Here is a 3,821-nt window from a genome sequence, read left to right on the forward strand (position 1 = left end):
ACGGCAAAGCCGCCTTTGAAAAAGTAGGTGTTCGTGTAATGTCCATCTGGTGGAGATGAGGGGAGTCGAACCCCTGTCCGAAAAGAAGTCTACGCTAGTATCTCCGGGTGCAGTTTATCTACAATATTTCCTCAGTACCAAGCGGATAAACACGCCGATACTTCGGTAGCTTCATAAAGTCATGATGGCCCGCAAAGCTTAAGACCATTCACGTTCAGCACCTAAATGATGCCCTGACCCCACACGGTGCTTAAGTGGGCAGGACAGCCGCCTTTAATTAGGCAGCGACAGCTAATTTATTGTTGTTAGCTATTTTTTTGAAGGAGTTTTAAGTGTGTCCCTCAGCCACTACCCGCTGCTTTCGCTTTCCTCTCCCCGTCGAAACCTTTACATCCCCATAAAAAGGCCTCAAAAGGCCTAATTAGTGATTTTGAGTTTTCAATGCGCGATCAATATCACGTTTCGCCGCACGCGCCGCCATATCAGCACGCTTGTCATAAAGCTTTTTGCCCTTGCATAAACCAAGAGCCACCTTGACTTTGCCACGCTTAAAATACAACTTTAGCGGAACGATCGTATATCCTTTTAATTTTTTTTCCTCAGCCAAATGTCGAATTTCTTTTCGATGAACCAAAAGCTTTCTCTCGCGTAACGGATCACGGTTAAAAATATTTCCTTTTTCGTAGGGACTGATATGCATTCCATGCACAAAAAGCTCTCCGTTTTCAACCTCAACCCAAGAATCTTTCAAGTTGACTGTTCCAGCGCGAATACTTTTTACTTCTGTTCCTACTAGCTCAATTCCTGCCTCCAGCGTCTCCATGACAAAATAGTCGTGCCGCGCCTTTCGATTCTCTGCAATCACTTTTTCTGTTGGCCGCACTTCCATTTTATCACCTCCAGCGCTAGTTCAGGCTATAAGAATACGCTTTCCATACGGTTTTGTCAAGCAAAATGCCTCGAAACAAATATCACAACTCTTTTCGGTTGGTCAAAGAGCTACCTAGAGTAACCTCGTCGGCGTATTGAATATCGCTGCCAACCGGTAAACCATATGCTAAGCGAGTAACTTTTACTCCCAGTGGCTTAACCAGCTTTGCAATATACATCGCTGTGGCTTCACCCTCTACCGTAGAATTCGTCGCCATAATCAACTCTTGAATTTCCTCATCCTTCAAGCGTTCCAATAACTCTTTGATACATAATTGCTCTGCAGAGATTCCATCCATTGGCGATAAAAGGCCATGAAGCACATGATACAATCCACGAAATGCTCGCGTACGCTCAAAAGCAGTGACATCGCGTGGTGACTCGACAACGCAAATTACGCTATGATCTCTACCTTCATTCGAACAAATTGGGCAAATCTCTTCTTCCGTAAAATTCTGACATATTTTGCATCGCCGAACTTTTGTATGAGCTTCCTCAATTGCTTTTGCAAACTCCAAGGCATCCTCCTTGGACATGCTAAGCACTTGATATGCATAGCGCGTAGCACCTTTTCTTCCAATTCCAGGTAATTTTGCAAATTGTTCAATGAGCCGCTCCAGCGGCGCCGCTACATAAGCCATTTTTCTCTCCTTAGCTCTTATAGGCCGGGAATATTCAATCCGCCTGTAAGAGCTGCCATTTCTTTGTCAGCCGCTTCATCCACCACACGAACAGCTTCGTTAACAGCGGCAGATATCAAATCTTCAAGCATTTCAATATCGTCGGGTTGCACAACATCCGGATTCAATTTCAAACTTGTCACTTGATGATTTCCAGTCATGGTCAGTTCTACCATTCCGCCACCAGCGGTTACACTGTAAGAAGTATTCTCTAACTCCTCTTGCTTTTTCTTCACGTTTTCCTGCATCTGCTGTGCCTGTTGCATCAGTTGAGCCATACTCTGCTTTCCATATCCTTGGGGTAATCTAGCTTTCATTATAATAACCTCTTTTCTTCTTTTGTATCATCCTCATAAATCACTTCAACTCCCTGTTGTTCCAAAAGCTGAAGTGTTTGCTGAGCCGTATTTTGCTGTTTTTCTTGTGTCTTCTTTTTATAGGGACCAATGGCATATCGAATTCCTGTAATCTCTTGGATCGTCGATTTTATTAGCTCCGTAGAGTACTCATTCTGCCGCATAAATTCAAGGAACAAATCACTTCCGTCGATCAAAATACGACGTCCATCATAATACGCCTTCGTTCCTTTCATATTTACATATAACAATGTATCCTTGGTCTCCATAGCTTGTATCACGGAATCCCATTGCGCAAATACCTGTTCTGTCACACCATCTGGAAGCTTAGGCAATGGTGCTTTTGAAATCGGTTTACTTGTAGCTTGAACAGTAGAATGCTTTTCAGCGTTATTACTCAACTCTTCATGCACCGGTTTCTGCGCTGGAATATCCCAAGGCGGCTGATCTGTCACAGCCGGAACCTCACTAACCACTTGCACCTGAACAGGAGTATTCTTTATCGGTGTCTCCGATATTGGTGTACTCACAAAAGGCATCGGGCCATTGTGAACCGCGGTCGTCACTGGTGTTGCCGGAATCATAGGTTTCACTTCAGGTGTACACAAACTGAATAAAGCCAATTCCAATTCAATTCGAGGATCCGTTCCCTTGCCCATTCTATCCAATGCTTCACACAATCGACGAATTGCGCGGATAGCCGCTTCTTGTGATACAGAAGATGCCGTATCCAGATACCGTTTTTCCTCTTCTTCGCTTACGCCAACTAAAAGTTTTGAGCCGTTGGGTACATTTGCCAAAAGCAAATTTCTATAATGTAAAATCAACTCATCACACAAACGTTTGATGTCGATAGATTTCTCCCTCAAACGAGCAACCAACGCCAAAGCCTCAGCAGCATTCCCGGCCGCAACCGCTTCACATAATTCGAACAAATAGCTCTTATCCGTCACACCCGCCATTCGCCGAACTACATCAGCATCCACTTGATTTGTTACTCCCGCACATGTGTCCAAGATAGAAAGTGCATCACGCATGGCACCATCCGCCAAACGAGCAATCAAACTGGCCGCCTGTATCTCCAAATGAATTCCTTCCTGTTCTGCCACATATAGCAGCCGGCCTTCAATATCCTCTGGAGAAATCCTGGTAAAATCATAGCGCTGGCAACGAGACAAAATAGTAGCTGGGACTTTATGGATCTCTGTAGTTGCTAAAATAAAAATCACATGCGAGGGAGGCTCTTCCATAATTTTCAAAAGCGCATTAAATGCTGCCGTGGAAAGCATGTGCACCTCATCAATAATATATACCTTATAGGTGCATTCGCTTGGAGTATACGCCGTCTCGTCTCGCAAATCTCGAATATTATCGACACCATTGTTGGATGCAGCATCAATTTCAACAACATCCATTACACTTGCATCATCAATTCCTTTACAGATGGAACATGTTCCACAAGGATCTGCTCCTCTGCGAGAAAGGCAGTTTACGGCCTTGGCAAAAATTTTAGCGCAAGTGGTCTTACCAGTTCCCCTCGTGCCAGTAAAAATATAAGCATGTCCTACTTTATCATGCAAAATTTGATTTTGTAGCGCAGTGGTAATCTCTTTTTGCCCTACTACATCTTCAAACGTTTTGGGACGCCATTTTCGATACAGTGCACGATACATAAACTGAACCACCTCCCCACATGTAAAAAAATAGACAGGCCACGGCGTTTCACGCCTGGTATACTGCTCGGTATACAGAGGACAGGAAACCTGCGGCGCACAGAACATACCACTTAATGCTGCTCGGTTCCCCGCCTGACATGGTTCATGGAGCCCCGTCGCACAGGGCCCGCCCTCTGTAT

General features: G+C 44.6%; 4 protein-coding genes and 2 other RNA genes. All 6 read right to left on the reverse strand.

Annotation, left to right across the window (positions count from 1 at the left end; genetic code table 11):
• Positions 1-47: 47 nt before the first annotated feature.
• Positions 48-397, reverse strand: a transfer-messenger RNA (tmRNA) gene (gene ssrA, locus AB5H98_RS12900).
• 24 nt (positions 398-421) lie between these two features.
• A complete protein-coding gene (smpB, locus tag AB5H98_RS12905) occupies positions 422-889 on the reverse strand; it encodes an SsrA-binding protein SmpB (protein ID WP_367926294.1) in 468 nt (155 codons plus the stop codon).
• Between the two features lie 82 nt (positions 890-971).
• Positions 972-1,571 carry a recombination mediator RecR gene (recR, locus tag AB5H98_RS12910; protein ID WP_367926295.1) on the reverse strand — a complete coding sequence of 200 codons (600 nt, stop codon included), beginning with the start codon at positions 1,569-1,571 and terminating at the stop codon, positions 972-974.
• A 17-nt stretch (positions 1,572-1,588) separates the two neighbouring features.
• Positions 1,589-1,927: a YbaB/EbfC family nucleoid-associated protein gene (locus AB5H98_RS12915; RefSeq protein ID WP_367926296.1), complete on the reverse strand. Its 339-nt coding sequence runs from the start codon at positions 1,925-1,927 to the stop codon at positions 1,589-1,591.
• Positions 1,927-3,639 carry a DNA polymerase III subunit gamma/tau gene (dnaX, locus tag AB5H98_RS12920; RefSeq protein WP_367926297.1) on the reverse strand — a complete coding sequence of 571 codons (1,713 nt, stop codon included), beginning with the start codon at positions 3,637-3,639 and terminating at the stop codon, positions 1,927-1,929. The genes AB5H98_RS12915 and dnaX overlap by 1 nt, the downstream gene beginning before the upstream one ends.
• Before the next feature lie 76 nt (positions 3,640-3,715).
• Positions 3,716-3,814: signal recognition particle sRNA small type (ffs, locus tag AB5H98_RS12925), an RNA gene on the reverse strand.
• Positions 3,815-3,821: the final 7 nt, after the last annotated feature.

It is taken from the genome of uncultured Ruthenibacterium sp., assembly GCF_963558415.1.
Lineage (GTDB): Bacteria > Bacillota > Clostridia > Oscillospirales > Ruminococcaceae > Ruthenibacterium.